Origin of the sequence: Streptococcus mitis, from assembly GCF_001579035.1 — a bacterium.
Classification (GTDB): Bacteria; Bacillota; Bacilli; order Lactobacillales; family Streptococcaceae; genus Streptococcus; species Streptococcus mitis_J.
Map to the genome: position 1 here is coordinate 368,296 of NZ_KQ970286.1, position 1,129 is coordinate 369,424.

General features: G+C 40.7%; 1 protein-coding gene and 1 pseudogene. Both read right to left on the reverse strand.

All coding sequences use genetic code 11. The features are described from left to right. Positions 1-164: pseudogene (locus SMIDD26_RS04255) on the reverse strand (arginine repressor); the annotation flags it as partial. A 16-nt stretch (positions 165-180) separates the two neighbouring features. Continuing rightward, the coding region (locus tag SMIDD26_RS12730) for a CocE/NonD family hydrolase C-terminal non-catalytic domain-containing protein (RefSeq protein WP_280630515.1) at positions 181-1,129 on the reverse strand (949 nt) is incomplete at its 5' end.

Here is a 1,129-nt window from a genome sequence, read left to right on the forward strand (position 1 = left end):
CGGACTTTTGATAGGTTCATATTTTTGATGTCACGTGAGAGCGTTGCCTGGGTTACTTGAATGTCGTTATCGGCCAGGAGGGACTGCAATTCAGCCTGTGTATGAATCTTGTTTTTTGCGACAAGAGCGCGTATGAGTTGGTGGCGGTGTTCTGATTTATTCATAATAATGTAACTCCTTTTAGCAAGGTATGGTAAGCGTGGACTGTTCAAGATCAACAGTCAAGTGGTAGTCGGTATTGTCACGTATGGTGATTTCAAAGTCAGTCGTATAGAGGACTAAACGAAGAGTATCTCCTTCTTTTAGCTTATAAATAGTAGGTTGCAGTTCAAATTGCACATCCATCCATTCATCTGCAGTAATATCCTCTACTAACAGTAGATCAGTTCTATTTTGTAAATTAAGGTAGCCTTTTGTCACGACTCGTTGTGCATCTGGCCTAAATGGTAATTCACAGAGATTTTCCAACATGTGGTAGCGTCCATTATCAATGGTTCTAGCACCTAAAACAGCAGGATAAGGTTGTAGATATTTCTTTTGACCAAGTTCCAGTAGTTGAGCAGATAAAAGCCCCTTATTTGTACTGGATTTGATACGAAGATTGAGTTGAGCTCGACCGTTCAAGTGAAGATCTTTGGTCACAGGAAGGTCAATAGTAATCTGATTGGCTTTTCCTTGATAGAGCTCTGTATTGAAGGTCTGGTAGGTTTTACCATAGCGCTCAAAATCCTTATCTGAGTACTGGTTTTGAATAACTTGCTCTTCTTGACCAAGTGAGAAGGTTTCAAAGTTATCTTGCTCACCGAAGTTATCAAGTGATAACCAAGTCTGAGGAGCGGTATTGTCCTGCCAGATAACAGTCGGAAGTTGGAAATCTGTTTCCTGTCCCAGTAATTTCTTAGTCAATAAGGCATTCATGGATTCACGGAAGTCAATTGATTGCCAATTGTTCATATACACATGGGCGCCATTATGGAAAAAGAGGTGCTTATTTATATGGGTAGGAAGAGCATGGAACATCTGGTAAACATGAAGTGGTTTGACATTCCAATCCTGAGAACCATGAGTAAAGACAACCTCTGCCTTTACTTTATGGGCATTGAGCAGATAATTGCGGTCCTGCCAAAAC